This is a genomic window from Pseudomonas sp. ASL4, assembly GCF_056680395.1.
The window spans coordinates 852,687-879,166 of sequence record NZ_CM155280.1 but is presented as its reverse complement, the minus strand read 5'-3'; the positions used below and the strand labels follow the sequence as shown (position 1 = coordinate 879,166).

Genomic DNA, 26,480 nt, shown 5'->3' with positions numbered 1-26,480 from the left:
GTCAATCCACATGTCAGCCGCTACATTGGCTGTCTTGTGCCTGCCCTTCAGGCACCGCATTTCCCCCTTATTTGAATACACGGAAACCGCAAAACTCCATCATGGACCCATCCCCTGGCTTGACCCTCGCGACACTCTTCGCCGATTTCGGCATGATTCTTTTTGCTCTGATCCTGGTTTTGCTCAACGGATTTTTCGTTGCGGCGGAATTTGCCATGGTCAAACTGCGCTCGACCCGGGTCGAGTCCATCGCTGAAAAAAACGGCTGGCGCGGACACATCCTGCGCACCGTGCACAGTCAGCTCGATGCGTACCTCTCGGCCTGCCAGTTGGGTATCACCCTCGCCTCCCTGGGCCTGGGTTGGGTCGGCGAGCCGGCTTTCGCACACATCCTCGAACCGATGCTCGGTGCCGTCGGCGTGCAATCGCCGGAAGTGATCAAAGGCGTGTCGTTCTTTGCCGCGTTCTTCGTCATTTCGTACCTGCACATCGTGGTCGGTGAGCTGGCGCCCAAGTCGTGGGCCATTCGCAAACCGGAGCTGCTGTCGCTCTGGACCGCCGTGCCGCTGTACCTGTTCTACTGGGCGATGTACCCGGCCATTTACCTGCTAAATGCCAGCGCCAACACGATCCTGCGAATCGCCGGCCAGGGTGAACCCGGCCCGCATCACGAGCACCATTACAGCCGTGAAGAACTGAAACTGATCCTGCACTCCAGCCGTGGCCAGGACCCGAGCGACCAAGGCATGCGTGTTTTGGCGTCGGCCGTGGAAATGGGCGAACTGGAAGTGGTGGACTGGGCCAACTCCCGGGAAGACCTGGTGACGCTGGAGTTCAACGCGCCGCTCAAGGAAATCCTCGCGCTGTTCCGTCGCCACAAGTTCAGCCGTTACCCGGTGTACGACAGCGACCGTCAGGAGTTCGTCGGCCTGCTGCACATCAAGGATCTACTGCTGGAATTGGCCGCTCTGGACCACATTCCCGAGTCGTTCAACCTGGCGGAGCTGACCCGCCCGCTGGAGCGCATTTCGCGGCACATGCCGCTGTCGCAATTGCTGGAACAGTTCCGCAAGGGCGGCTCGCACTTCGCCGTGGTCGAAGAAGCCGACGGCAACATCATCGGCTACCTGACCATGGAAGACGTGCTGGAAGTGTTGGTGGGCGACATTCAGGACGAACACCGCAAGGCCGAACGCGGGATCCTCGCGTATCAGCCGGGTAAGCTGCTGGTACGCGGCGATACGCCGCTGTTCAAGGTTGAACGCCTGCTGGGCATCGACCTGGACCACATCGAAGCCGAAACCCTCGCCGGGCTGGTCTACGAAACCCTGAAACGGGTGCCGGAAGAGGAAGAAGTGCTGGAAGTCGAAGGGCTGCGGATCATCATCAAGAAGATGAAAGGACCGAAGATCATTTTGGCCAAGGTGTTGATGCTGGATTGATTGCAACACCGTTGGCGGGCGGGCTCTTGTGGCGAGGGAGCTTGCTCCCGCTGGGCTGCGAAGCGGCCCCAAACCCCGCAGCCGCATAGATCCTGACACACCGCATTCATAGGCTTTGGGACGGCTTCGCCATCCAACGGGGGCAAGCCCCCTCGCCACAATTTATCTACCTCGCGCTCACTGCTTGCCCAACGCAAAGTTGGGCAACGCGCCTACCGGTTGATTGAACTGGTACGGTATCGACACCAACCCCAAACCGGTATTGCGCTGCACCACAAAATGCAGGTGCGGCCCGCTGCTGTTGCCGGTGTTGCCCGATAGCGCCAACGCACTGCCGACCACCACCCGCTGACCTTCGCGCACGCTCACCGAGCCTTGCTTGAGGTGCAGGTACACGCCCATGGTCCCGTCATCGTGCAACACCCGTACGAAATTACCTGACGGATCATTGCCACGGCCGTTCTGGTCATTCTCGGTTTTCACCACCATGCCGGCTCGCGCCGCAATGATCGGCGTGCCTTCAGGCATGGCGATGTCCAAGGCGTAGCGGTTCTTGGCGCCAAAGTGGCTGTATTGGCCATTGGCGCCCTGGCTCAAGCGAAACGGACCACCGAGCCACGGGAAGGGATAACGATAGCTCTGAGCGGCGCCTGAAGGGTCGCCCATGGAGTATTGGAAGCTCGGGGTATACACCAGCGGCTTGCCGCCGGTAATCGCCGTGAGCAGCGCCAGCCGCGAGTTACTGCGCGCCGGCAAAACCCGGCGTATCGGCTGGCTCGGCGCCCCCTTGACGTTACTCAACCCGGCAAAGCTCAGCTCGACCTCCACCGGCGCATACAAGTCGTTGCGCACAAACACCACATCCACGCCCTTCTGCTTCTTGATGTCGAGGTACACCTGACGCTCAAGGTGCTCGACCATCCGGTCCCGAAAGACGAATACCTGAGAGCCTTTCGTGGGTTGGTCGCTGTAGGAGACCACGCCATTGGCATCGGTGGATTTGTAAATGGTCATGGCCACAGCCGAGGTGGAGGCCATGAAAAGACCACAGAAAAACAGCAGGCGCGCGAGCATGGGCAAGAGTCTGTCGAGGAAGGCCTGGGGAGGAGCCTAGCAGCTGAGATGGAGCGGCGTAGTCGGCAGATGTTTCAAATGATCGTTCCCACGCTCTGCGTGGGTACGATCAATGGGGCGCTCAGGAAGATATGTGGTGCATTCAAAGGCCTCATCGCGAGCAAGCTCGCTCCCACAGGGGAATGCATTCCAATGTGGGAGCGAGCTTGCTCGCGATGGCGATCTAACAGGCGACGCTGAGTTTAAGCACCCGGTACGAAATGCTTCTGCGCCGTACCACGGGCAATCAAGCGGGAGATGTAGTCGAGCTTCTGCGCGTCCTGATCGACAAAGCGAAAGGTCAGTTGCAGCCAGTCGCTGTCAGGTTTTTGCTCGTGGGCAACGATGGCGTGCAGGTAACCATTGAGGCGCGCGGTTTCGGCGTTGTCGCCCTGCTCCATGTCGAGCACAGCGCTTTCGAGGACTTGCGGCAGAATGTCGGCGCGCTTGACCACCAGCAGTGCTTCCTTGAGGCTCAAGGCTTTGATCACGCACGGCTGGGTGCCGCTCGACAGGCGCAACTGGCCCTGGCCACGACCGCCGCTATTGGTTGCCGCAGCAACCGGTGCCTTGACCGGCGGGCTGTTGAGCAAACCACGGGACGGCGCAGCTGCAGGTGCCGGTGCGGCAACGGCGACAGGCTTGGCGAACGGATTGACCGGGGCGGCCGATGGCGCTGCCACAGCGGCTTTGCCGCCGGTCAATGCGCTCAGGGAGTCGTTGCCGAATGCCGAGTTCATTTTGGTCGGGGCGCTGTTCATCAAGGTATCGAGCTTGCCGACCTTGTTCAGGGCCTGCTTGACCTTGGTCAGCAGTTGCTCGTTGGTGAACGGCTTGCTGACGTAACCGGATACGCCGGCCTGAATCGCCTGGACCACGTTCTCTTTGTCGCCACGGCTGGTCACCATCACGAACGGCATGGTCTTGAGGTTGTCTTGCTCACGGCACCAGGTCAGCAGTTCCAGGCCAGACATTTCCGGCATTTCCCAGTCGCACAGCACCAGGTCGAACGCTTCTTTGGCCAGCATCGCCTGGGCCTTTTTACCGTTGACGGCGTCTTCAGTCCGGATACCCGGGAAGTAGTTGCGCAGGCACTTTTTTACCAGGTCACGAATGAACGACGCATCGTCCACGACCAACACACTGATCTTGCTCATCCAACACCCCTATAAAAATCCCGGCAAGCATAACGCTGGCTGATGGCACATTGCCAAAACTCTTCAGTCACGCCGGGACTTTTCGTTCGCGGGTGCTGCTTTTTAATTCGACCTCACAAACAAAAACGCCCGACCAAAAGGCCGGGCGTTTTACTCAGGCAATCTTACTTATCGTCAGCTTTGCCCGGAACATTAGCGGTTTCACCACTTGTGCCTTCAACTTCTTCTTTCATCCGTTTGAGGCCCAGGTGACGCACGTCGGTGCCGCGCACCAGGTAAATCACCAGCTCAGAGATATTGCGCGCGTGGTCGCCGATCCGTTCCAGGGAACGCAGCACCCAAATGATGCTCAAGACCCGCGAGATAGAGCGTGGGTCTTCCATCATGTAGGTTGCGAGTTCACGCAGGGCGGTCTTGTATTCGCGGTCGATGATCTTGTCGTACTGGGCCACCGACAACGCCAGGTCAGCGTCGAAGCGAGCAAAGGCGTCTAGCGCATCGCGAACCATGTTGCGCACCTGGTCGCCGATATGGCGTACCTCGACGTAACCGCGCGGGGCCTCGCCTTCTTCGCACAACTGGATGGCGCGACGGGCGATCTTGGTCGCTTCGTCACCGATGCGCTCCAGGTCAATCACCGACTTGGAGATGCTGATGATCAAACGCAAGTCGGACGCTGCCGGCTGACGACGGGCCAGAATGCGCAGGCACTCTTCGTCGATGTTGCGTTCCATCTGGTTGATCTGGTCATCAATCTCGCGCACCTGCTGAGCCAGGCCGGAGTCGGCCTCGATCAGCGCGGTCACCGCGTCGTTGACTTGCTTCTCCACCAGCCCGCCCATGGCCAGGAGGTGGCTGCGCACTTCCTCAAGCTCGGCGTTGAACTGCGCGGAAATGTGGTGGGTAAGGCCTTCTTTACTAATCATGTTGGCGTCCTTGGAGCGTCCGGTAAGGTGCGGTGGACCGCAGCGTCAGTTCAGTGAACAACCACAGCTTCCTAGCCGTAGCGACCGGTGATGTAGTCTTCGGTCTGCTTCTTCGCCGGATTGGTGAACAGGGTGTCGGTGTCGCCAAATTCCACCAGTTTGCCCATGTACATGAACGCCGTGTAGTCGGAAACCCGCGCGGCCTGTTGCATGTTGTGGGTCACGATGACGATGGTGAACTTCGATTTCAGTTCGTAGATCAGCTCTTCGACTTTCAAGGTGGAGATCGGGTCGAGGGCCGAGCACGGTTCGTCGAGCAGCAGCACTTCCGGCTCCACGGCGATGGTGCGGGCGATGACCAGACGTTGTTGCTGACCACCGGACAAGCCGAGTGCCGACTCGTGCAGACGGTCTTTGACTTCGTCCCACAGCGCCGCGCCTTTCAACGCCCACTCGACGGCTTCGTCGAGGATGCGCTTTTTGTTGATGCCCTGGATGCGCAGGCCGTAGACCACGTTCTCGTAGATAGTTTTCGGGAACGGGTTCGGCTTCTGGAACACCATGCCGACGCGACGACGCAGCTCGGCCACGTCCTCGCCCTTACGGTAGATGTTGTTGCCGTAGAGGTTGATCTCGCCTTCAACGCGGCAGCCATCCACCAGGTCGTTCATGCGGTTGAAGGTACGCAGCAGCGTGGACTTGCCGCAGCCGGACGGGCCGATGAAGGCCGTCACACGCTGTTTCGGGATGTTCATGCTGACGTCGTACAACGCTTGTTTGTCGCCGTAGAACAGGCTCAGGCCCGGCACTTCGATGGCCACGGTTTCCTGTTCGAGACTCAGGCTCTGCTTATCGCGGCCCAGGGCCGACATGTTGATGCCGTGAGTATGTGTTTCGTGCTGCATGGGAGGCTCCCTGTGCTAACAAATTCGGTTCGGTTTTTGTGGGAGCGAGCTTGCTCGCGATGGCATCACTGCGGTTTCAACTTAAACCGCGTCGCCTGCATCGCGAGCAAGCTCGCTCCCACATAGAAATCAGTGCTGCAAATCAGCTATCCAGCGCTTTGTATTTTTCGCGCAGGTGGTTTCGAATCCACACGGCCGACAAGTTCAACGTGGCGATCACTAGCACCAGCAACAGCGCCGTGGCGTACACCAATGGCCGTGCGGCTTCGACGTTCGGGCTCTGGAAGCCGACGTCATAAATATGGAAGCCCAAGTGCATGATCTTCTGGTCAAGGTGCAGGTACGGGTAGTTGCCGTCCACCGGCAGCGACGGCGCCAGTTTCACCACACCCACCAGCATCAGCGGCGCCACTTCACCAGCGGCGCGCGCCACAGCGAGGATCATGCCGGTCATCATCGCCGGGCTGGCCATCGGCAGCACGATCTTCCACAAGGTTTCAGCCTTGGTCGCGCCGAGGGCCAACGAGCCCTCACGTACGGTACGAGGAATCCGCGCCAGGCCTTCTTCGGTTGCCACGATCACCACCGGTACCGCCAGCAGCGCCAGGGTCAGCGAGGCCCAAAGCAGACCCGGCGTACCGAAGGTCGGCGCCGGCAAGGCTTCGGGGAAGAAGATCCGGTCCACCGAGCCACCGAGTACGTAGACGAAGAAACCCAGACCGAACACACCGTAAACAATCGCCGGAACACCTGCCAGGTTGTTCACCGCGATGCGGATAATCCGCGTCAGGGTGTTCTGCTTGGCGTATTCACGCAGGTAAACCGCTGCCAGTACGCCGAACGGAGTCACGATCATCGCCATGATCAACGTCATCATCACGGTGCCGAAAATCGCCGGGAAGATCCCGCCTTCAGTGTTTGCTTCACGCGGGTCGTCGCTGAGGAATTCCCAGACCTTGCCGAAGTAGAAACTGACCTTGGTGAAGGTGCTCATGGCGTTCGGCTGATAGGCGTGAACCACCTTGCCAATGCCGATTTCGAGCTCTTTGCCGTTGGCGTCGCGAGCGGTCAGGCTGTCACGGTTGAACTGGGCGTGCAGGTCGGACAGGCGTGCTTCGATGTCTTGATAACGGGCGTTCAGTTCAGCCTTTTCAGCGTCCATGTCGGCTTGAGCGGTGGCGTCGAGTTTACCGGCCAGTTCCAGTTTGCGACCGTGCAGACGGATGCGTTCCAGACCGGCGTTGATCGCGCCGATGTCGGATTTCTCAAGGCTCTTGAGCTGTGCTGCGAGCTTGTTGACGCGGTCCACACGGGCCTGTAACTCCGGCCAGGCAGCTTCGCCCTCGGCGATGACCTTGCCGTCCTGCTTGACGTTAACGAGGTAGCCGTAGAAGTTGCCCCACTCGCGACGTTCGATGGTCATCAACTCTCGCGGCGTCGTCTGGTTGGTCAGCCACTCGCCGACGATCCAGGTGAAGTCGTTGCCGTTCAAGTCACGGTTGCCGACCTTGATCAGCTCGCGGGTCATGAATTCCGGCCCCACATCGGGCACCGGCAGGCCAGCGGTTTTCAAGCGCTCACGCGGCACTTCTTCTTTCTGCACCACTTCGCCGATGACCAGGTGATTGGCCTGGCCCGGTACGTCGTAGTTGGCGTGGATCAGGTCTGCCGGCCAAAAATGGCCCAGACCGCGCACGGCAATCACTGCCAGCAAGCCAATGGTCATGATGACCGCGATGGACACCGCGCCACCGCTGATCCAGACGCCGGGGGCGCCGCTCTTGAACCATCCATTCAGGGAGTTCTGTTTCACAGACTTCTACCTTTCTTAAAGCGACGAGTATTTCTTGCGCAGACGCTGACGAATCAGTTCCGCGAGGGTGTTCATGACGAAGGTGAACAACAGCAGCACCAGCGCCGAGAGGAACAGCACGCGGTAGTGGCTGCCGCCGACTTCCGACTCCGGCATTTCCACCGCAACGTTGGCCGCCAGAGTCCGCAAGCCTTCGAACAGGTTCATTTCCATGACCGGGGTGTTACCGGTGGCCATCAGCACGATCATCGTTTCACCGACCGCACGGCCCATGCCGATCATCAGCGCCGAGAAGATGCCCGGGCTGGCGGTGAGGATCACCACACGAGTCATGGTCTGCCACGGCGTGGCGCCGAGGGCCAGGGAACCGAGGGTCAGACCGCGCGGCACGCTGAACACGGCGTCTTCGGCGATGGAGTAGATGTTCGGGATCACCGCAAAGCCCATGGCCAGACCGACCACCAGTGCGTTGCGCTGGTCGTAGGTGATGCCCAGGTCATGGGAGATCCACATGCGCATGTCGCCGCCGAAGAACCAGGTTTCCATGTACGGGCTCATGTACAGCGACAACCAGCCCACAAACAGGATCACCGGGATCAGGATCGCGCTTTCCCAGCCGTCCGGCACTTTCAGGCGGATCGACTCAGGCAGGCGGCTGAAGACGAAACCGGCCACCAGGATGCCAATTGGCACCAGCATCAGCAGGCTGAAAATGCCCGGCAAATGTCCTTCTACATAAGGTGCGAGGAACAGGCCGGCGAAGAAGCCGAGGATCACCGTCGGCATTGCTTCCATCAGCTCGATCACCGGTTTGACCTTGCGGCGCAGGCTCGGCGCCATGAAGTAGGCGGTGTAGATCGCCGCGGCGACGGCCAGTGGCGCGGCCAGCAGCATGGCGTAGAACGCGGCCTTGAGCGTACCGAAGGTCAGTGGCGCCAAGCTCATCTTGGGTTCGAAATCGGTGTTGGCGGCGGTCGATTGCCAGACGTATTTAGGCTCGTCGTAGTTCTCGTACCAGACCTTACTCCACAACGCGCTCCAGGAAACTTCCGGGTGTGGGTTGTCGAGCAGCAGCGGTTGAATCTTGCCACCCGCTTCGACGATCACGCGGTTAGCCCGTGGCGACAGCCCGAAAATGCCTTGGCCGTCGACCACCTGGTCTACCAGCAAGGTACGGTGGGCGGTGCTGTGGAACACGCCGAGCTTGCCGGAAGCGTCGAGGGCGACAAAACCTTTGCGACGCTCTTCGGCGCTGATTTCAACGATCGGCGTGGTGCCCATCTGGAAGGTGCGGATCTGCTTCAGGCGCAGTTCGCCATCCGTGTCGCGGGCCATGAACCACTGGGCCAGGCCACCTTTGGAGTCGCCCATGATCAGCGAGATACCGCCCACCAATTGGGTACTGGCGGTGATTTGCGCTTCGCCGTCTTCAAGCAGTTTGTAGCGACCGTTGAGGCTCTTGTCGCGCAGGCTGAACACGTCGGCCTGGGCCCGACCGTTGATCACGTACAACCATTGCTGACGCGGGTCGACGAAGATGTTCTTCACCGGCTCGGTCATCTGCGGCAGATCAATGCGCTTCTGCTCGTTGGTGACTTCGCCGGTCATCATGTTTTCTTCGCTGGTCAGCGACAGCACATTGAGTTGCGAACCGGTGGAGCCGACCAGCATCAGTGTGGTGTCGGTGGCGTTGAGGCTGACGTGCTCCAGGGCACCGCCCGCTTCATTCAACGCAATCGGCGTCTCGCCGTACGGGTACTCGACAGCCGGCGAGATGGTTTTCTTGCCGTCCGGGTAGCTGACTTTATAGGTGTGACGGAACACCAGCGCCTGGCCGTTGGACAACCCTACCGCCACCAAAGGATGGCCCGGTTGGTCTTCGCCGATGGCGGTCACAGTAGTGCCGGCCGGGATCGGCAGATCGACGCGCTTGAGTTCGGCGCCACTGTCGATATCGAAGAACAATGCCTGGCCCTTGTCGGAAACCCGCATGGCGACCTGGTTCTGCTCTTCCAGGGAGATCATCAACGGCTTGCCGGCGTCTTGCATCCAGGCTGGCGTGATGGCGTCCTTGGCGGTCAGGCTGGCCCCCTGGAACAGCGGCGCAACCACGTAGGCAAGGAAGAAGAAGATCAGCGTGATCGCACCGAGAACAGCGAGGCCGCCGATGAGAACGTACCAGCGGGTCAGGCGATCTTTGAGCGCGCGAATGCGGCGCTTGCGTTTCAACTCAGGCGTATTGAAGTCAATTCGCTTGGGGGGATTGGTAGTCATGGGGGAATTGGCCAGATCATTCATGCGCACACCCTAGCGATCCTGTATGACAAAAAGATGACAATGCAGTGACGCAACAAATCCGCCGCCGGTGGGAACTGGCAGAGGATCGAAAAATTGGGGGGCGTAGGAGCTGCCGAGGAGACCGAGGCTGCGATCTTTTGATCTGGCTTTATAACTGCAAGATCAAAAGATCGCAGCCTCGGTTCCCTCGTCAGCTCCTACACAGGTCCGGGGCGTGCCCTGAACCTAGGGTGTTACTTCTTTGCGACTTCGGCGCCGCCTTCAGCCAGACCCAGGTCAGCCAGTGCTTTTGCAGCAACTTTGGCCGGCAGTGGGATGTAGCCGTCTTTCACTACAACTTCCTGGCCCTGTTTGGACAGAACCAGTTTCACGAACTCGGCTTCCAGCGGGGCCAGAGGCTTGTTCGGGGCTTTGTTGACGTAAACGTAGAGGAAACGCGACAGCGGGTATTTGCCGTTCAGTGCGTTTTCTTCGCTGTCTTCGATGAACTCAGTGCTGCCTTTCTTCGACAGAGCAACAGTTTTCACGCTAGCGGTTTTGTAGCCGATGCCCGAGTAACCGATGCCGTTCAGCGAAGAGCTGATCGACTGCACGACCGAAGCCGAGCCTGGTTGTTCGTTGACGTTTGGCTTGTAGTCGCCTTTGCACAGGGCTTCTTCTTTGAAGTAGCCGTAGGTGCCGGATACCGAGTTACGACCGAACAGTTGAACCGGCTTGTTGGCCAGGTCACCGGTCACACCCAGGTCGCCCCAGGTTTTGACTTCGGATTTAGCGCCGCACAGACGAGTGGACGAGAAAATCGCGTCGACTTGTTCCATGGTCAGGTGCTGGATCGGGTTGTCTTTGTGCACGAACACCGCCAGGGCGTCCACGGCAACCGGGATAGCGGTTGGCTTGTAGCCGTACTTCTGCTCGAAGGCAGCCAGTTCGGTGTCCTTCATTTTGCGGCTCATCGGGCCCAGGTTAGAGGTGCCTTCAGTCAACGCAGGTGGCGCGGTGGCGGAGCCAGCGGCCTGAATCTGGATGTTTACGTTCGGGTATTCTTTTTTGTAGTTCTCAGCCCACAGGGTCATGAGATTGGCCAGGGTATCGGAGCCGACGCTGGACAGGTTGCCCGACACACCAGTGGTCTTGGTGTAGCTCGGGATCGACGGGTCAACAGCGGCGAACGCGTTGGCGGTCGCAACGCCAGCAGCGACAAAAGTCATTGCCGCCATCAAACGCTTCAGTTTCATGCCTTACTCCTAGCAGATAGGGTGTGTTAAGTCGGGGCCAAGTATCAGCAGGCCGTGTGAACACTCTATGGCTGAAATATGACAATTGGATGAAAGGCCAGCATTCGGCATGTTGCAGGATAATTCGTGTCGCCTTCATCGCGAGCAAGCTCGCTCCCACAAGGCTCTGCGGCGAACACAGATCCTATGTGGGAGCGAGCTTGCTCGCGATGAGGCCAGTACAGTCGGCGCAAGAAGCCGCCTTAACGCCCCTTCTTCCAAAGATAAGCACCCACCAAAATCCCGACTCCACAAATGATCGCCACATAATAAGCAGGCCCCATCGGGCTTTCCTTAAGCAGCAATGTCACGATCATCGGGGTCAACCCGCCGAAAATCGCGTAGGCCAGGTTGTAGGAGAACGACAGCCCGCTGAAACGCACCACCGCCGGGAAGGCTTTGACCATCACATACGGCACCGCGCCGATGGTGCCGACCAGCAGACCGGTCACGGCGTACATCGGGAACAGCCATTCAGGGTGGTTGAACAGGCTGTGGTAGAAGGTCCACGAACTCAGCAACAACAATGCGCTGCCGAACACAAACACCCGGCCCGCGCCGAAGCGATCCGCCAGCGCGCCGGACGCTACGCAACCCAGGCTCAGGAACACGATTGCCAGGCTGTTGGCCTGCAACGCAATGGTCGGGGTGAAGTGGTAAACGGTCTGCAGCACGGTCGGAGTCATCAGGATGACGACGATGATGCCGGCCGACAGCAGCCAGGTCAGCAGCATGGAAATCAGAATCGCGCCACGATGGTCACGCAGCACCGCGCGCAGCGGCACTTCTTCGGCCAGGGCCTTGCGCAGTTGCAGCTCGGCGAACACCGGGGTTTCGTGCAACCAGCGACGCAGGTAAACCGAGAACAGGCCGAACACACCGCCCAGTAGGAACGGAATCCGCCAGGCGTAATCCGCCACTTCCACCGGGGTGTAAATGCTGTTGATCGCCGTGGCCACCAACGAACCCAACAAGATACCGGCCGTCAGACCGCTGGTCAGGGTGCCGCAGGCGTAGCCGATGTGCCGCTGCGGCACGTGTTCGGAAACGAATACCCAAGCGCCGGGCACCTCACCGCCAATCGCTGCGCCCTGGATCACTCGCATCACCAGCAACAGGATCGGCGCCCACATGCCGATCTGCGCGTACGTTGGCAGTAAACCCATGATCAGGGTTGGCACGGCCATCATGAAAATGCTCAGGGTGAACATCTTCTTGCGTCCCAGCAGGTCGCCGAAGTGCGCCATGACGATGCCGCCCAATGGCCGCGCCAGGTAGCCGGCGGCGAAAATGCCGAAGGTCTGCATCAGCCGTAGCCACTCGGGCATGTCGGCCGGGAAGAACAGCTTGCCAACCACCGCGGCGAAGAACACGAAGATAATGAAGTCGTAGAACTCCAACGCGCCGCCCAGGGCAGACAGCGACAAAGTCTTGTAATCGTTGCGGGTCAACGGACGTGCGGACTGGGTTGGCTGCGCAGTGCTCGAGGGCGCTGTGGTCATGGCAAGGGCTTCTCTTATAGTCGGATCTGCAACCCCAACAACGCTGGCGGAGGCTTGGGCAGGTTCGGCACGATAGCAAATTGTTCGAAAAAGCACATAGAGGTGCTTATTTGACGGTCAAAATGAGAACCCGACGGTCGTCTCGGAGTCTACCGACCGATATACTCGCAACCTTGCACCTGCTTGTAAGGGGTTGCTGTGCGAAAACGTCGTTGGCACCTGTCAGCCGATTTCGCAGAGTTTCCCTTTAGGCGCCTTACGAAAAACGTGACGAACGTAGTATGTTCGGGCTGAATCGTTTTTCCCGAAGACGGCTATTCACCTGAAGTACCAATGAGAGTCACGGGTCAGAGGCACCCCCGGCATGATAGAGCTCGAACAAGAAGATCCAATCCCGCAAGGCGACCTCGCCCTGCAAATCACCGCGCTCCCGCGTGAAACCAACGGCTTTGGCGATATTTTCGGCGGCTGGCTGGTGGCGCAGATGGATTTGGCTGGCACCGCAATGGCCAGCAAAGTCGCCGGTGGCCGCGTGGCGACCGTTGCAATCGACCGCATGGCATTTCTGGTTCCGGTGGCGGTGGGCGCTCAGCTCTCCTTCTATACCCAGGCCCTGGAAATCGGCCGCAGCTCGATCCAGATGATGGTCGAGGTCTGGAGCGACGACCCGCTGTCCAGTGAGTGGCGTAAAGTGACTGAAGCCGTATTCGTATTCGTCGCCATCGACGGCAGCGGCCGCACTCGCTCGGTTCCACCACGCGCGCGTTAAACGCGCAGACCGTTTTGCGGTCCATAGCCGTCATTGTTCCTGATTGAGAGTTGCCCCATGAGCACGCCCAACGTTGAAGCCGTCAAACTGGATGAACTGAACTGCTGGCGTATTCGCCACGGTCAGGCCGAATTGCTGGTGGCCCAGCAAGGCGCGCACATCCTCAGTTATCAGTTGGCCGGGCAACCGCCGCTGATCTGGCTCCACGACGAGGCCGTGTTCAAGACCGGTAAAAGCATCCGCGCCGGCGTGCCGGTGTGTTGGCCGTGGTTCGGCAACTTTGATCGCAACCCGCAAAGTGTCAAGACAATGCGCGTCAGCAATGAACCGGCCGGCGCCCATGGTTTTGTCAGGGCGATGGATTGGGAACTGGGCGGCATCGAAGCTGAGGGTGAAAGCCTGAAGGTCGAATTCGTCCTGCCCTACCCCGAAGGTGGTTTTGCGGGCTGGCCGCATCAGGTGGATTTGACGTTGAGCATTCGTCTGGATGAGCAACTGCACATCAGCCTGACCAGCCACAACCGCGGCGCTGAATCCGTGTCGATCAGCCAGGCGTTGCACAGCTACTTCGCCGTCAGCGACGTGCGCAACGTGCATGTTGAGGGGCTGGAAGGCTTGAGCTATATCGATACGACTAAAGACTGGACCACGACCACTCAGGCCGGCGATCTGGTTTTCACCGGCGAGACTGACCGTATCTACCTCAATACCCCGGCTAAGCTGAGCATTGTCGATCCGACCTGGGAACGCCGCATCGAGCTGACCAGCAGTGGTTCACGCTCGACAGTGATCTGGAACCCGTGGATTGATCGCGCAGCAGCGTTCAGTGACATGGCCGACGATGGCTGGCAGCGCATGCTGTGCATCGAGACGGCGAATGTGATGGACGATGTGGTGACCTTGGCGGCGGGTGCGAGTCATACCCTGGGCGTCAGCATCGGCAGCAAGCCGCTTTAAAAGCTTCGCGGGCAAGCCTCGCTCCTACGGATCACACGGACCTGTAGGAGCGAGGCTTGCCCGCGAATCGATCTAACAAACGCTACAAATCCGACTCTTTAACCGCCCGCACCTTCGCAGCATCCAGCGCATACGCCGCGTCAGCCAGGTCGTTATTGACCTTCTCGACCTTCAACGTGCCGGTGACCCACAGCGGCGTGTAGATGTCGTCCAGCTTCAAGCCTTTGGGATAACGCACCAGCACCAACTGGTTTGGTGGCGGTGGCGGCACGTGGATGCAGGCGCCCGGGTACGGCACCAGGAAAAACAGCGTGCTGCGGCCCTTGGCGTCGGTTTCCAGCGGCACCGGATAACCACCGATGCGGATGTTCTTGTCGTTCATCGACGGCACGGTTTTGGTCGAGTACATCACCGCCGGCAAGCCCTTGCTCTGCTTCATGCCACCCTTTTGGGTAAAGGTGCCATTGCCTTCGGGGGAGTTGTGATCGATTTCGGGCATGTCCTCGAGGGCTTTCTGGTCCGACTTGGGCATCAGTTCCAGCCAGTCGGTTTCCGGCAGGTCGCCGGCATGGGCAAGGCCCGAGCCCAGGAATAATAGGGTCAACAAAAGACGGCGCATTGAAATGCTCGACAAAGGAAAGGATGGCGTAATAGCGAGCATTCTAGCCCTCTGCGCGTGCACCGCGCAGAGGGCTTTGTCGCTTGAATCAGCTCTTTTTGATCAAGCCGTAAATCACCAGCAAGATGATCGCACCCACCAGCGCGCCGATGAAGCCTGCGCCCTGACCCGCATGGTAAATGCCCAGAGCCTGGCCGCCGTAAGTAGCCGCCAGCGAACCGCCGATACCGAGCAGGATGGTCATGATCCAGCCCATGCTGTCATCGCCCGGCTTCAGGAACCGAGCCAACAGGCCGACGATCAAGCCGATAAAGATGGTTCCAATAATTCCCATGGCATTTCCCTCTGATTGATTTGGTGAGACAGGACACCTGGCACAAAGCCTAGTCAGACTTTGGCATCCTGCCATCAGAGAACGGCGGACACTGAAGGTTCCGCCGCTGCCACATGAAACTATTCGGCGATGAGCGCTTCGACCTTGAGGATCTGCGCCGCCAGCGTCTCACGGTCTGCACAACGCAGATTGGCGTGACCGACCTTGCGACCGACCTTGAATGCCTTGCCGTAGTGGTGCAGGTGGCAATCAGCAATGGCGATCACTTTCTCTACCGGCGGAACCACACCGATGAAGTTGAGCATCGCGCTCTCGCCGACCTTGGCCGTCGAACCCAGCGGCAAACCGGCAACGGCCCGCAGGTGGTTTTCGAACTGGCTGCACTCGGCGCCTTCAGTGGTCCAGTGCCCGGAGTTGTGCACACGCGGGGCGATTTCGTTGGCCTTGAGACCACCGTCGACTTCAAAGAACTCGAACGCCATCACGCCGACGTATTCCAGCTGCTTGAGCACACGGCTGGAGTAATCCTCAGCCAAGGCTTGCAGCGGGTGATCGGTGCTGGCTACGGACAACTTGAGAATGCCGCTGTCGTGGGTGTTGTGAACCAGTGGATAAAACTTCGTTTCACCATCGCGAGCACGCACGGCGATCAGCGAGACTTCACCGGTGAACGGCACGAAGCCTTCCAGCAGGCAGGCGACGCTGCCGAGTTCGGCGAAGGTGCCGACCACGTCTTGCGGTTTGCGCAGGACTTTCTGACCCTTGCCGTCGTAACCCAGGGTGCGGGTTTTCAACACGGCCGGCAGACCGATCGAAGCCACGGCAGCGTCCAGATCCGCTTGCGATTGAATGTCGGCGAACGCCGGGGTAGGAATCCCCAGGTCCTTGAACATGCTCTTCTCGAACCAGCGATCACGGGCAATGCGCAGGGCTTCGGCGCTCGGGTAGACCGGGACGAACTGCGACAGGAACGCCACGGTTTCGGCCGGGACGCTCTCGAACTCGAAGGTCACCAGATCGACTTCATCGGCCAGTTGACGCAAGTGGCCCTGATCGCCGTAATCGGCCCGCAGATGCTCGCCCAACGCGGCTGCGCAAGCATCCGGCGCCGGGTCCAGGAAAGCGAAGTTCATGCCCAGCGGAGTACCCGCCAGCGCCAACATGCGGCCCAACTGGCCGCCACCGATTACACCGATCTTCATCGTCAACAACCTCAGGCGATGCGTGGGTCTGGATTGTCCAGGACGCTGTCTGTCTGCTCAGCACGGAAAGTTTTCAGCACCGCGTGGAACTGCGGGTGCTTGGCGCCGAGGATGCTCGCCGACAACAAAGCGGCGTTGATCGCACCGGCCTTGCCGATGGCCAGGGTCGCAACCGGAATGCCCGCAGGCATCTGCACGATGGACAGCAGCGAATCGACACCCGAGAGCATCGACGACTGCACGGGCACGCCCAGCACCGGCAGATGGGTCTTGGCCGCACACATGCCTGGCAGGTGGGCCGCGCCACCGGCACCGGCGATGATCACCTCGATGCCACGCGCCTCGGCCTCTTCGGCGTACTGGAACAGCAGGTCCGGGGTGCGGTGGGCAGAGACCACTTTCACCTCGTAAGGAATGCCGAGCTTTTCCAGCATATCGGCGGTGTGGCTAAGGGTGGACCAATCGGACTTGGAGCCCATGATCACGCCAACCAGTGCACTCATCGTCGTGCCTCTTCTCTCTGGGCGCCCGCAGGCGCGTCAAAAACAACAAGCCACGCAGAAATGCGTGGCTTGATTGTACGAAAAATGGCCGGACGAACCGGCCGAAGGCCGCGCAGTATACCTCAATGAAGCAGATAAACAGCCCCCGAGACGACCATCTGTCATACGGCGCAAAGTGCCGGTTTTATTGACTCGAAGGTCAGTGAAAAAGCTGCCATCACACGCTGCTCTTGTAGGAGCCAGGCTTGCCGGCGAAGGCGATCTCACGGACGCCTTCGCCGGCAAGCCTGGCTCCTACAAAACATCATTGACCGGTTGTGCCCTGCGCTGCGCCGCCTTCAAGCTTACGCCACAACAACCGCACGTTCGCCTTACGCACCAGCGCGCAGCGGTACAGGCGAATCTCCAGCGGTACATGCCATTGCGGGCCGCCGCACACCACCAGCTCACCGCGCGCCAGTTCTGCGCGCACACACAGCTGCGGCACCCAGGCAATGCCCAGTCCTTCCAGCGCCATGCTTTTCAGGCTGTCGGCCATGGCGGTCTCATAGATAGTGGTAAAGCGCAGGGCGCGCTGGCGCAGCAACATGTTCACCGAGCGCCCGAGAAACGCACCGGCGCTATACGCCAGTAACGGCACGCTGGCCTCGCCCTCCAGATCAAACAGCGGATTGCCTTCGGCGTCCGCCGCGCACACCGGCAGCATTTCAGTCTGGCCAAGGTGCAGGGACGGGAAGATCTCCGGATCCATCTGCATCGCCGCGTCCGGGTCGTAGAACGCCAGCATCAGGTCGCAGCCACCTTCACGAAGCGCGTGCACGGCGTCGCCGACGTTGGTCGCCACCAGGCGCGTGGCAATGTTCAGGCCTTCATTACGCAACTGCGCGATCCAGCGCGGAAAGAAACCCAGCGCCAGCGAGTGAGCCGCCGCCACCTGCATCACTTCGCCCTGCCCGCCTTCCAGGTGATGGAGATGGCGCAGCACTTCGCCGAGCTGCTCGACCACCGTCCGCGCGGTAACCAGAAACAACTGCCCCGCCGCCGTCAGCTCGACTGGTGTGCGCGAGCGGTTGACCAATTGCAGCCCCAGCGCGGCCTCAAGGCTGCGGATTCGCCGGCTAAATGCAGGCTGGGTCACGAAGCGTCGCTCGGCAGCCTGGGAGAAACTGCGGGTCGCGGCCAGGGCACTAAAGTCCTCCAGCCATTTGCTTTCCAGATTCATCACGCCCTCCCGGACACGCACCAACTTAGGTCACACGCTCGCCGCACACGCGACGTCACATGGGTATTATGCCGAATGTGCATAGGCTAGTGCTTAACAGCATTGGCCCAAAATTCTTCACAAGCCTAGCATTTGCAGCGTTCCGGCACAGACCGGGTCCATATCGAGATGATTTCTATCATGTCCTCCGCTGCATCTTTCCGCACAGAAAAAGACCTGCTTGGCGTACTCGAAGTACCCGCTCAAGCGTATTACGGCATCCAGACCCTGCGAGCGGTGAACAACTTCCGTCTCTCCGGCGTCCCGATTTCGCACTACCCGAAGCTGGTTGTCGGCCTGGCCATGGTTAAACAGGCCGCCGCTGACGCCAACCGCGAGCTGGGTCATCTGAGCGAAGCCAAGCACGCTGCCATCAGCGAAGCCTGTGCACGTTTGATCCGCGGCGATTTCCACGAAGAGTTCGTGGTAGACATGATTCAAGGCGGCGCTGGCACTTCGACCAACATGAATGCCAACGAAGTCATCGCCAACATCGCGCTGGAGGCCATGGGTCACCAGAAGGGCGAATACCAATACCTGCACCCGAACAACGACGTGAACATGGCGCAGTCGACCAACGACGCCTACCCGACGGCGATCCGTCTGGGCCTGTTGTTGGGTCACGACGCGCTGCTGGCCAGCCTCGACAGCCTGATCCAGTCGTTCGCCGCCAAGGGTGTAGAGTTCAACCACGTCCTGAAAATGGGCCGTACCCAGCTGCAAGACGCCGTGCCGATGACCCTCGGCCAAGAATTCCGCGCCTTCGCCACTACCTTGAGCGAAGACCTGGCACGCCTGAAGACTCTGGCTCCTGAGCTGCTGACCGAAGTAAACCTGGGCGGCACAGCGATCGGTACCGGCATCAACGCCGACCCGCGTTACCAGCACCTGGCTGTTCAGCGCCTGGCCCTGATCAGCGGTCAACCGCTGGTGCCAGCCGCCGACCTGATCGAAGCCACCTCTGACATGGGCGCCTTCGTGCTGTTCTCCGGCATGCTCAAGCGCACTGCGGTCAAGCTGTCGAAGATCTGCAACGACCTGCGCCTGCTGTCCAGCGGCCCACGTACCGGCATTAACGAAATCAACCTGCCAGCGCGTCAGCCAGGCAGCTCGATCATGCCAGGCAAGGTCAACCCGGTTATTCCGGAAGCGGTTAACCAGGTAGCGTTCCAGATCATCGGTAACGACCTGGCCCTGACCATCGCGGCCGAAGGCGGCCAACTGCAACTGAACGTGATGGAGCCGCTGATCGCGTTCAAGATCTTCGACTCGATCCGTCTGCTGCAACGCGCCATGGACATGCTGCGCGAACACTGCATCGTCGGCATCACCGCCAACGAAGAGCGCTGCCGCGAACTGGTCGAACACTCGATCGGCCTGGTCACCGCACTGAACCCGTACATCGGCTATGAAAACGCCACCCGCATCGCCCGTATCGCCCTCGAAAGCGGCCGCGGCGTGCTGGAACTGGTGCGCGAAGAAGGCTTGCTCGACGACGAAATGCTCGCCGACATCCTGCGCCCTGAAAACATGATTGCTCCGCGTCTGGTCCCGCTTAAGGCTTGATCGAACGCCCGGCTCTTGCTCTCTTAACGAAGAGCATGGAGCCATGCTCACCAGGTCGAGGGACTAGACACCTCTCACCTTTTGAGGGCTTGGGGATTTATCTCCAAGCCCTTTTTTTTAACTCTTTGGCAGCAACAGACAGAATGCCTGGAAGCTGAAAAATGTGGGAGCGGGCTTGCTCGCGAAAGCGGTTGGTCAGGCACATCGATGCAAGATGTGCCGCCATCTTCGCGAGCCGGCTCGCTCCCACATGAAACAGTTTTCACATAAGCCCGACGCCGGTAACGTCGGGTGTTTCAAAGCTTCGTTTCGTCGCTTGCACCACAATCGTGCAGACGGGCACCGCACTGATAGGTATAGTGCCGCCCCTCTTCGCGTGAGCGGTCGTCGGTAACGAGGCCATAACCCATGCGAAACCCGACCTAATAACAACCCGCGATATGGAGAATCTGGACGAACCTTCGCCTCACCTGTTATGCCCCGCGCAAACCGGTGTAACGCGATATTTCTACCCCTCCAGCATTTGCTTAAACAAAAAAATAGCGAGGAATAATCCATGCTCGAAGTCATCAACGACTTCCTCTCAGGGAAAGTACTGATCGTGCTCATTGTCGGGCTCGGTAGCTACTTCACGATCCGATCGCGTTTCGTACAATTGCGCCACTTCTTCCATATGTTCGCCGTGTTCCGCGATAGCCTCAAAAGCAGCGCCGGTCAACTCAGCTCGTTCCAGGCCCTGATGCTCAGCCTGGCTGGCCGCGTCGGTGCAGGCAACATCGCCGGTGTCGGCATCGCCGTGACCCTCGGTGGGCCAGGTGCGGTGTTCTGGATGTGGGTGACCGCGCTGGTCGGCATGTCCAGCAGCTTCTTCGAATGTTCCCTCGGCCAGCTCTACAAACGCTGCGACTCCGACGGCACCTACCGTGGCGGCCCGTCCTATTACATCCAGCACGGCCTGCAGAAACGCTGGTTGGGGATGATCATGGCGTTCCTGCTGCTGATCACCTTCGGCTTCGCCTTCAACGGCCTGCAATCCCATGCCGTGACCCACTCGCTGCAGAACGCATTCCAACTCGACCCGACGTACACCGGGGCGGCGCTGGCAGTGTTGCTGGGCCTGGTGTTCATCGGTGGCATCAAGCGGATCGCCAAGGTTGCTGACCTGCTGGTACCGGTGAAAACCCTGGTGTACATCGGCGTGACCATCTACGTGATCGTGCTGCAATTCGACCACGTGCCGGGCATGCTGATGACCATCGTCAAAAGTGCCTTCGGTCTCGACCAGGCCTTTGGTGGTTTGATCGGCAGCGCCATCGTTATGGGCGTGAAGCGTGGCGTGTTTGCCAACGAAGCTGGCCTGGGCAGTGCGCCTAACGTGGCAGCCGTCGCGTCGGTCGAGCACCCGGTTGCTCAAGGCGTGGTTCAGGCGTTCAGCGTGTTCCTCGACACCTTCGTGATCTGCACCTGCACCGCGCTGCTGATCCTGCTGTCGGGCTTCTACACCCCGGGCTTCGAAGGCGACGGCATTGCCCTGACCCAGAACTCCCTGGCCGCTGTGGTCGGTGACTGGGGCCGCAGTTTCATCTCCATCGCCCTGTCGTTGTTCGTGTTCACCTCGATCCTCTACAACTACTACCTGGGCGAGAGCAACCTGCGCTTCCTGATCGGTGAAAACCGCGCAGCGCTGATCGGCTACCGCGCACTGGTACTGGTGTTGATCTTCTGGGGTGCCATCGAAAACCTCGGTACGGTGTTCGCCTTCGCCGACATCACCATGACGATGCTGGCGTTCGTGAACCTGATCGCGCTGTTCCTGCTGTTCAAGATCGGCATGCGCATCCTGCGTGACTACGATGACCAGCGTGCTGCCGGCATCAAGACCCCAGTGTTTGATTCGAGCAAGTTCCCGGATCTGGACCTGGACCTGAAAGCCTGGCCCGCCAACCCGCCAGCCGCTGCCACCAAGGCCGAAGCTGAGCAGCAAGGCGTGACCGCAGCGCAACGCTGATCGGTAAAAACCGGGCGCATCCCCTGCGCCCGGCGTGACACAACGTGCGGCCGGCGTCATGCTCGGTCGCAGGTTGTTTTGGTGTGAAGCTGTAAGACCGCATCGCGGCCGTCGCGAGCAAGCTCGCTCCCACACAGGCTCGCTCCCACCGTTCTCGGAGAACCCCCATGAATTCCTCGACCTATCCTGCCGCCCAGCACGTCATGGTGCTCTACACCGGTGGCACCATCGGCATGCAAGCCAGCGCCAACGGCCTGGCCCCGGCGTCCGGTTTCGAAGCGCGGATGCGCGACTACCTGCACAGCCAGCCTGAGCTGGTGGTGCCGCAGTGGCGCTTTCGCGAGATGAGCCCGCTGATCGACAGCGCCAACATGACCCCGAGCTACTGGCAGCAACTGCGTGAAGCAGTGGTCGATGCCGTGGATGTGCAGGGCTGTGACAGCGTGCTGATTCTGCACGGCACCGATACCCTCGCTTACAGCGCAGCGGCCATGAGCTTCCAATTGCTCGGCCTGCATGCCCGCGTGTGCTTTACCGGCTCGATGCTGCCAGCCGGCGTGACCGACAGCGATGCCTGGGAAAACCTCAGCGGTGCGCTGGTTGCTCTGGGCCATGGCCTGGCGCCGGGCGTTCATTTGTACTTCCACGGCGAACTGCTGGACCCGACCCGTTGCGCGAAGGTACGCAGTTTCGGGCGTCATCCGTTCAAGCGTCTTGAGCGTCAGGGCGGCGGCGTGAAGGCAGCTTCGATGCCGGCATCGCTGACCTACAACCAGCCCAAACAGTTGGCGAACGTCGCGGTACTGCCGCTGTTCCCCGGCATCAGCGCCGAAGTGCTGAGCGGCCTGCTCGATAGCGGCATTCAGGGCTTGGTGCTGGAATGCTACGGCAGCGGTACCGGGCCGAGCGACAACCCTGAGTTTCTCGCCGCTCTGGAACGGGCGCGGGACAACGGTGTTGTGGTGGTCGCGGTGACGCAGTGCCATGAAGGTGGCGTCGAGCTGGATGTTTACGAGGCGGGGAGCCGCTTGCGTGGTGTTGGTGTGTTGTCCGGTGGCGGCATGACTCGCGAGGCTGCGTTCGGCAAATTGCATGCGTTGCTGGGTGCCGGGCTGGATAACGCTGAAGTGCGTCGTCTCATAGAGCTCGACCTCTGCGGCGAACTCAGCTGACACCTCACCGCCCTTGTAGGAGCGAGGCTTGCCCGCGAAGGCGTCCTTGAAAACGCCAAAAGCTTCGCGGGCAAGCCTCGCTCCTACAGGTCCGGGGCCCCAGGCATATAACTTGCTGTCTTCCAGTCACCCCAAGGCTGGAATCCTCCATGCTCCACTCCCACCTCACTACCCTCAACGCCGTCTCCCTGGTGCTCAACACCTTCAAGGCCGAAGGCCTGTCCAGCGAAGCACTGCTGGCGGGAAGCGGCATCAGCGCGGCGGATCTAAGCCGGGCGGACACGCGGATCACCACCAATCAGGAGATGCAGGTTTGCGCCAACGCAGTCGCGTTCAAGCGTGACATAGGCCTGGAACTCGGTCGGCGGATGCACGTCTCGTCCTACGGCATGCTCGGTTATGCGCTGCTCACCAGTGCCACCTTCGGTGACGCTTTACGTTTGGCGATACGTTATCCGGCGCTGTTGGGAACACTTTTCGAGCTGAGTCTTGAGGACGATGGCGAGCGTGTCTGGTTCGTCGCTGCGGATTATCGGGAAAGCCCGGCGATGGCGGTGTTCAACGCCGAGTTCTGCCTGGTTTCACTGAAAGTCATCTGCGACGACCTGCTCGGGCACCCACTGCCGCTGCGGGCTGCGCGCTTCGAACACACCGCACCGGATTATCAGGCGACCTACGCCGAACACTTCGACTGCCCGCTGAACTTCGAGGCTCCGGACAACGCGTTCGCCTTCGACCGACGCTGGCTCGACCAGTCCTTGCCACTGGCCGATGTCATCACCCATCAAGCCATGGCCGAACGCTGCCGTAAGCAGAACACCGAGTTCACCGGACGTCAGGCGTGGCTGGGGCGGATTCGTCAGTTGCTCAGCGCACAGCTGAATGCGGCGCCGGGGCTTGAGGGGTTGGCCGAGCAGATGAAGTGTTCGGCGCGGACTTTGCGCCGGCATCTGAAGGATCTGGGCTGCAGCTATCAGGAATTGCTCGATGAGCTGCGGTTCGAGCAGGCCAAGCAGATGCTCTGCGAGGATCAATTGCCGATCTATCGGATTGCCGAGGCGTTGGGGTTCAGCGAGACCGCGAGTTTCCGGCATGCGTTTGTGCGCTGGAGTGGTGTGGCGCCCAGCCAATTCCGCCCGTAACAAACCGCCCTTGTAGGCGCGAGGCTTGCCCGCGAAGCTTTTGGCGCTCTCGGGGACGCCTTCGCGGGCAAGTCGAATCGTCGCACCGCTCGCTCCTACGGGTTCTGCGTTATTTGGGGGCGTTGCAGCGCCAATAAGGGGCGAATTTCGGTCAAACCTTTTGGCCATATAAATCCCCTTTTGGCCTTTCCTGCCGTTCTCCCAAACGCTGCGCCCCGCAAGACTGTGTTCAACCGAATCAGCCTGCGGAGAACAAGAAATGCTGACGATCTACTCGGACGATCACCACCTGCATCACGGCCGTTGTGAATTGATGGACGGGCAATTGATGCCCTGCTTCGAAATGCCCTCACGTGCCGACCATGTGCTGCAACGCGTGCAGTACCGCAACCTGGGCCCGGTGGAAGCGCCGCAGGATTTTGGCCTCGGGCCAATCCAGCGCATTCACGATCGCGACTACCTCGACTTCTTCAAAGGTGCCTGGGCACGCTGGACCGAGTTCGGCACCGACGGCGACTTGCTGCCCTATACCTGGCCGGCCCGCACCTTGCGGCGGATCATGCCGACCAGCCTGCATGGCCAACTCGGTTATTACAGCTTCGACGGCGGCGCGCCGATCACTGCTGGCACCTGGCAAGCGGCCTATAGCGCAGCGCAAGTCGCATTGACCGCCCAAGCGGTGATCCAGCGCGGCGCCCGCAGTGCCTTCGCGTTGTGCCGTCCACCGGGACATCACGCCGCCAGCGACTTGATGGGCGGTTATTGCTACCTCAACAACGCCGCTATCGCCGCCCAGGCATTTCTCGATCAGGGCCACAAAAAGGTTGCGATCCTCGACGTCGACTACCACCACGGCAACGGCACCCAATCGATTTTCTACCAACGCAGCGACGTACTGTTCACCTCGATCCACGGCCATCCGGAAGCCGAATTCCCGTTCTTCCTCGGCTACGAAGATGAGCTCGGTGAGGGTCCAGGCGAAGGCTTCAACTTCAACTATCCGTTGCCCGCCGGCACGGGCTGGGACACCTGGAGCGCCGCGCTGGGCCAGGCCTGCAAAGAGATCGAGAAGTTCGGTGCCGACATTGTCGTCGTGTCCCTGGGCGTCGATACCTTCAAAGACGATCCAATCTCCCAGTTCAAGCTCGACAGCCCGGATTACCTGGCGATGGGCGAGCGCATCGCGAAGCTCGGCAAGCCGACGCTGTTCGTGATGGAAGGCGGTTACGCAGTAGAAGAAATCGGCATCAATGCCGTGAACGTTCTCGAAGGTTTTGAAAGCGCCCAATGAGGAATTAGAACAATGAACAGACTCAAGCGTTTTATCGCACCAGCGCTTTGCGCCACGGTGCTCAGTGGTGCCGTTCACGCAGAAGACCGAACGTTGCGCGTCTACAACTGGTTCGACTACATCACCCCAAAAGCCCTGGAAGACTTCAAGGCCCAGAACACCCAGACCAAACTGGTCTACGACATCTTCGACACCAACGAAGCGCTGGAAGCCAAACTGCTGACCGGTAACTCGGGTTACGACGTAGTCGTGCCGTCCAACGTGTTCCTCGCCAAACAGATTGAAGCCGGGGTGTTCCAGCCGCTGGACCGCAGCAAGCTGGCGAACTGGAACCACCTCGATCCCAAGCTGATGAAGCTGATCGAGGCCAACGACCCCGGCAACAAATTCGCCGTGCCGTACATGTACGGCACCATCCTGATCGGCTTCAACCCGGACAAGGTCAAGGCTGCGCTTGGTGCCAACGCACCGGTCGACAGTTGGGACCTGATCTTCAAGGAAGAAAACATCAGCAAGCTCAAGCAGTGCGGCGTCGCCCTGCTCGACTCGCCGTCGGAGATCCTGCCGCTGGCCCTGCAACACCTCGGCCTGGACCCGAACAGCAAGAATCCGGCGGACTACGCCAAAGCTGAAGCGCTGTTGATGAAGATCCGTCCGTACATCACCTACTTCCACTCGTCCAAGTACATGGCCGACATCGCCAACGGTGACATCTGTGTCGCGGTCGGTTATTCCGGCAGCTTCTCCCAGGCCGCCAACCGCGCCAAGGAAGCCAAGAACGGTGTCGTCGTCGACATGCGCTTGCCGAAAGAAGGCGCGCCGATCTGGTTCGACATGCTCGCGATTCCTAAAGGGGCGAAAAATCCGGAAGACGCCTACACCTTCATCAACTACCTGCTGCAACCGCAGGTGATTGCGCCGGTCAGCGATTTTGTCGGCTACCCGAACCCGAACAAGGACGCCACCGAATTGGTCGACCCAGCGATCCGCAACAACCCGAACCTGTACCCGACCGAGTCGGCGATGAGCACGCTCTACACCCTGCAACCGCTGCCGCGTGATGCCGAGCGCGCGCGGACCCGGGCCTGGACCAAGATCAAATCCGGGACCTGATTATCCTCACACTGCTGTGTTGAAGACCCGCCCGCGCGGGTCTTTTTTTTACAGGCGATAAATAATTACCGCCTCAATCAGCGTCGCGTTTCTTACCGTGGCTCAACCCTCGG

At 60.1% G+C, this 26,480-nt stretch carries 22 protein-coding genes; 9 read left to right on the top strand and 13 right to left on the bottom strand.

Features of this window, described 5'->3' with window-relative positions; genetic code table 11:
• The first annotated feature begins 101 nt into the window (after window positions 1-101).
• Entirely contained in the window at window positions 102-1,442 is a 1,341-nt protein-coding gene (locus AC1MEW_RS03780; protein WP_201199079.1) for a hemolysin family protein, read from the top strand.
• A 177-nt stretch (window positions 1,443-1,619) separates the two neighbouring features.
• Here AC1MEW_RS03780 and AC1MEW_RS03775 read toward each other — a convergent pair whose 3' ends face one another.
• The 8 genes from AC1MEW_RS03775 to AC1MEW_RS03740 all read right to left on the bottom strand — a co-directional run bounded on the left by AC1MEW_RS03775 (window position 1,620) and on the right by AC1MEW_RS03740 (window position 12,430).
• Complete coding sequence (locus tag AC1MEW_RS03775) at window positions 1,620-2,516, bottom strand: peptidoglycan DD-metalloendopeptidase family protein (RefSeq protein WP_201199080.1); 897 nt, start codon at window positions 2,514-2,516, stop codon at window positions 1,620-1,622.
• A 242-nt stretch (window positions 2,517-2,758) separates the two neighbouring features.
• The gene (locus AC1MEW_RS03770) at window positions 2,759-3,712 is read right to left on the bottom strand and encodes a response regulator (protein WP_480425446.1); all 954 of its coding nucleotides are present in this window, start codon (window positions 3,710-3,712) and stop codon (window positions 2,759-2,761) included.
• Window positions 3,713-3,876: 164 nt separating this feature from the next.
• Window positions 3,877-4,638, bottom strand: a complete 762-nt coding sequence (phoU, locus tag AC1MEW_RS03765) for a phosphate signaling complex protein PhoU (RefSeq protein WP_008150055.1) — start codon at window positions 4,636-4,638, stop codon at window positions 3,877-3,879.
• A 71-nt stretch (window positions 4,639-4,709) separates the two neighbouring features.
• Window positions 4,710-5,543: a phosphate ABC transporter ATP-binding protein PstB gene (gene pstB, locus AC1MEW_RS03760; RefSeq protein ID WP_201184614.1), complete on the bottom strand. Its 834-nt coding sequence runs from the start codon at window positions 5,541-5,543 to the stop codon at window positions 4,710-4,712.
• A gap of 142 nt (window positions 5,544-5,685) precedes the next feature.
• Window positions 5,686-7,356 (bottom strand): phosphate ABC transporter permease PstA, encoded by a 1,671-nt coding sequence (gene pstA, locus AC1MEW_RS03755; protein ID WP_201199083.1) that lies wholly within the window; start codon window positions 7,354-7,356, stop codon window positions 5,686-5,688.
• Window positions 7,357-7,371: 15 nt separating this feature from the next.
• Entirely contained in the window at window positions 7,372-9,654 is a 2,283-nt protein-coding gene (locus AC1MEW_RS03750; RefSeq protein ID WP_201199085.1) for an ABC transporter permease subunit, read from the bottom strand.
• 233 nt (window positions 9,655-9,887) lie between these two features.
• Window positions 9,888-10,889 carry a phosphate ABC transporter substrate-binding protein PstS gene (locus tag AC1MEW_RS03745; RefSeq protein WP_201190582.1) on the bottom strand — a complete coding sequence of 334 codons (1,002 nt, stop codon included), beginning with the start codon at window positions 10,887-10,889 and terminating at the stop codon, window positions 9,888-9,890.
• A gap of 242 nt (window positions 10,890-11,131) precedes the next feature.
• A complete protein-coding gene (locus tag AC1MEW_RS03740) occupies window positions 11,132-12,430 on the bottom strand; it encodes an MFS transporter (RefSeq protein ID WP_201199087.1) in 1,299 nt (432 codons plus the stop codon).
• 364 nt (window positions 12,431-12,794) lie between these two features.
• On the opposite strand from AC1MEW_RS03740, the gene AC1MEW_RS03735 reads away from it, so the two are divergent.
• Both AC1MEW_RS03735 and AC1MEW_RS03730 read left to right on the top strand, forming a co-directional pair.
• Window positions 12,795-13,199 (top strand): acyl-CoA thioesterase, encoded by a 405-nt coding sequence (locus AC1MEW_RS03735; protein ID WP_007896491.1) that lies wholly within the window; start codon window positions 12,795-12,797, stop codon window positions 13,197-13,199.
• Window positions 13,200-13,256: 57 nt separating this feature from the next.
• Window positions 13,257-14,156 carry a D-hexose-6-phosphate mutarotase gene (locus tag AC1MEW_RS03730; RefSeq protein ID WP_480425444.1) on the top strand — a complete coding sequence of 300 codons (900 nt, stop codon included), beginning with the start codon at window positions 13,257-13,259 and terminating at the stop codon, window positions 14,154-14,156.
• An 82-nt stretch (window positions 14,157-14,238) separates the two neighbouring features.
• On the opposite strand, the gene AC1MEW_RS03725 is transcribed toward AC1MEW_RS03730, so the two are convergent.
• The 5 genes from AC1MEW_RS03725 to AC1MEW_RS03705 all read right to left on the bottom strand — a co-directional run bounded on the left by AC1MEW_RS03725 (window position 14,239) and on the right by AC1MEW_RS03705 (window position 18,036).
• The gene (locus tag AC1MEW_RS03725) at window positions 14,239-14,775 is read right to left on the bottom strand and encodes a DUF3299 domain-containing protein (protein ID WP_201199091.1); all 537 of its coding nucleotides are present in this window, start codon (window positions 14,773-14,775) and stop codon (window positions 14,239-14,241) included.
• Between the two features lie 88 nt (window positions 14,776-14,863).
• Complete coding sequence (locus AC1MEW_RS03720; protein ID WP_201199093.1) at window positions 14,864-15,109, bottom strand: GlsB/YeaQ/YmgE family stress response membrane protein; 246 nt, start codon at window positions 15,107-15,109, stop codon at window positions 14,864-14,866.
• A 119-nt stretch (window positions 15,110-15,228) separates the two neighbouring features.
• Complete coding sequence (locus AC1MEW_RS03715; protein WP_322270010.1) at window positions 15,229-16,311, bottom strand: 5-(carboxyamino)imidazole ribonucleotide synthase; 1,083 nt, start codon at window positions 16,309-16,311, stop codon at window positions 15,229-15,231.
• Window positions 16,312-16,322: 11 nt separating this feature from the next.
• The gene (gene purE, locus AC1MEW_RS03710; RefSeq protein ID WP_019694319.1) at window positions 16,323-16,814 is read right to left on the bottom strand and encodes a 5-(carboxyamino)imidazole ribonucleotide mutase; all 492 of its coding nucleotides are present in this window, start codon (window positions 16,812-16,814) and stop codon (window positions 16,323-16,325) included.
• Window positions 16,815-17,118: 304 nt separating this feature from the next.
• Entirely contained in the window at window positions 17,119-18,036 is a 918-nt protein-coding gene (locus tag AC1MEW_RS03705) for a LysR substrate-binding domain-containing protein (RefSeq protein ID WP_201199097.1), read from the bottom strand.
• 180 nt (window positions 18,037-18,216) lie between these two features.
• Between AC1MEW_RS03705 and aspA the strand changes: the two genes are divergently transcribed.
• From aspA to AC1MEW_RS03675, 6 genes are all read left to right on the top strand, one after another.
• Entirely contained in the window at window positions 18,217-19,641 is a 1,425-nt protein-coding gene (aspA, locus tag AC1MEW_RS03700; RefSeq protein WP_140664972.1) for an aspartate ammonia-lyase, read from the top strand.
• A gap of 556 nt (window positions 19,642-20,197) precedes the next feature.
• On the top strand, window positions 20,198-21,649 hold the full coding sequence (locus tag AC1MEW_RS03695; protein WP_201255075.1) for an alanine/glycine:cation symporter family protein: 1,452 nt from the start codon (window positions 20,198-20,200) through the stop codon (window positions 21,647-21,649).
• 167 nt (window positions 21,650-21,816) lie between these two features.
• Window positions 21,817-22,821: an asparaginase gene (locus AC1MEW_RS03690; protein WP_201199101.1), complete on the top strand. Its 1,005-nt coding sequence runs from the start codon at window positions 21,817-21,819 to the stop codon at window positions 22,819-22,821.
• A 149-nt stretch (window positions 22,822-22,970) separates the two neighbouring features.
• The gene (locus tag AC1MEW_RS03685) at window positions 22,971-23,963 is read left to right on the top strand and encodes an AraC family transcriptional regulator (protein WP_480425443.1); all 993 of its coding nucleotides are present in this window, start codon (window positions 22,971-22,973) and stop codon (window positions 23,961-23,963) included.
• 259 nt (window positions 23,964-24,222) lie between these two features.
• On the top strand, window positions 24,223-25,254 hold the full coding sequence (locus AC1MEW_RS03680; protein ID WP_480425441.1) for a histone deacetylase family protein: 1,032 nt from the start codon (window positions 24,223-24,225) through the stop codon (window positions 25,252-25,254).
• A gap of 12 nt (window positions 25,255-25,266) precedes the next feature.
• On the top strand, window positions 25,267-26,367 hold the full coding sequence (locus tag AC1MEW_RS03675) for a polyamine ABC transporter substrate-binding protein (protein WP_201255051.1): 1,101 nt from the start codon (window positions 25,267-25,269) through the stop codon (window positions 26,365-26,367).
• Window positions 26,368-26,480: the final 113 nt, after the last annotated feature.